Origin of the sequence: Streptomyces calidiresistens (assembly GCF_014141525.1) — a bacterium.
Classification (GTDB): domain Bacteria; phylum Actinomycetota; class Actinomycetes; order Streptomycetales; family Streptomycetaceae; genus Streptomyces; species Streptomyces calidiresistens.
Window position 1 is genome coordinate 1 of the sequence record NZ_VKHS01000912.1, and the last position, 1999, is coordinate 1999.

At 74.3% G+C, this 1999-nt stretch carries 2 protein-coding genes; both read left to right on the forward strand.

Annotated elements, in window-relative coordinates:
* Positions 1 to 1064: FecCD family ABC transporter permease (locus tag FOE67_RS24040; protein WP_438874297.1), on the forward strand; the 1064-nt coding region annotated here is incomplete at its 5' end.
* Complete coding sequence (locus tag FOE67_RS24045; protein ID WP_438874298.1) at positions 1034 to 1960, forward strand: ABC transporter ATP-binding protein; 927 nt, start codon at positions 1034 to 1036, stop codon at positions 1958 to 1960. The genes FOE67_RS24040 and FOE67_RS24045, both read left to right, overlap by 31 nt.
* The last annotated feature ends 39 nt before the right edge of the window (positions 1961 to 1999 follow it).

Genomic DNA, 1999 nt, shown 5'->3' on the forward strand with positions numbered 1-1999 from the left:
GACCCCCCGGGTCGGGCGCGCCGCCCGCGGCGGTCGCCCGTCGCCGGCTCCCCTACCCCCTGGTCCTCCTCGTGATGGCGGCCCTGCTGCTGGTCACGGCCACCGCGGCGGTCGCCGTCGGCTCGGTGTCCGTCCCACCGGCGGACGTGTGGCGGATCCTGCTGCACCAGGTGGTCCCCGGCTGGGTGGAACCGACCTGGTCACCGGTGCACGAGACGATCGTGCTGGACGTGCGACTGCCCCGGGTGCTGCTGTGCGCGGTGGTCGGGGCGGGCCTGTCGGTGGCGGGCATGGCGCTCCAGGCCCTGGTGCGCAACCCCCTGGCGGACCCGATGCTGTTGGGCATCTCCTCGGGCGCGAGTGTCGGGGCCGTCCTGGTGCTCGTGCTCAACGTGACCCTGTTCGGGATGTTCTCGCTGCCGGTGGCCGCGTTCTGCGGGGCGCTGGGCGCGCTGTTCGTCGTGTACTTCCTGGCCCGCGCGGGCGGCCGGATGACCACGCTGCGGCTGGTGTTGGCGGGCGTGGCGACGGCCGAGGTGTTGTCGGCGGTGGCGAGTCTGCTGATCATCACCGCCAACGACCCGCACCGCACCCAGTCGGCGGTGCGCTGGATGCTCGGCGGCCTGGCCGGCACCACCTGGACGATGGTGTGGATCCCGGCGGCCGTGATCCTGGCGGGCACCCTGGTGCTGCTGGGCTCCTCCCGTCCGCTGAACCTGCTGCTGGCCGGCGAGGAGGCCGCCGCGGCCCTGGGACTGGACGTGCACCGTTTCCGCAGCGCGATGTTCGTGCTGGTCGCCCTCATGGTGGGGGCGATGGTGGCGGTCAGCGGACAGATCGGCTTCGTCGGGCTGATCATGCCGCACGTGGTGCGGCTGCTGGTGGGCGCCGACCACCGCCGGGCGCTGCCGGCGGTGGTCCTGCTGGGCGCGGCGTTCCTGCTCGCCGCCGACCTGGCGGCGCGCACCGTCATCAGCCCCGAGGAGATCCCGGTGGGCATCCTCACGGCACTGGTCGGCGGCCCGTTCTTCCTGTGGCTGATGCGGCGGAGGGCGGCCCGGTGAGCGGACGGTTCGGCCTGTCCGCCCCGTGGTGGAGGAGGGCGGGGGAGGGGCCCGCCGCAGGTCCCGGGGACCCCGGCGGGGCGCCCGCCGCGCTGGACATCGAGAAGGTGGGCGTGACCGTGCGCGGCCGGGAGTTGGTGGCCGGGGTCTCCCTCTCCGTGGCACCGGGTGAGGTGATGGGCCTGGTGGGGCCGAACGGGGCCGGGAAATCCACCCTGCTGCGCACCCTGTACCGCGCCCTGCGACCCACCTCCGGGCGGATCCTGCTGGACGGCGAGGACGTGTGGGCGATGTCGGGCAAACCGCTGGCCCGCCGGATGGCCACCGTGTTGCAGGAGACCACCGGCGACTTCGAGTTGACGGTGTACGACGTGGCGGCGATGGGCCGCACCCCGCACAAGCGGGCCTTCGCCGGGGACGACGCCCGGGACCGGGGGATCGTCCTCGGCGCGCTGCGGGACCTGGGCGTCGGGCACCTGGCCGAGGCGCCCTTCTCCCACCTGTCGGGAGGGGAGAAACAACGGGTGCTCATCGCCCGTGCCCTCACCCAGCGCGCGGGCACCATGATCCTCGACGAGCCGACCAACCACCTGGATCTGCGGCACCAGTTGGACACCCTGCGGTTGGTCCGCCGGCTCGGTGTCACCGCCGTGGTGGCGCTGCACGACCTCAACCTCGCCGCCGCCTTCTGCGACCGGATCTGCGTCCTGCGCGACGGCCGGACGGTGGCCGTCGGACCGCCCCGTGAGGTGCTGACCGCCGGGCTTCTGGCGGAGGTCTACGGGGTGGCGGCGGAGGTCGCCGAGCACCCGCGCACCGGCGTGCCGCAGGTGACGGTGCTGCCCACCGACCCCGGAGGGGGGTGGGGCACCGCCGTGGAACCGCGAACGATGTGACGCCGACGCCGACGCCGACGCCGACGCCCACCCCGGACC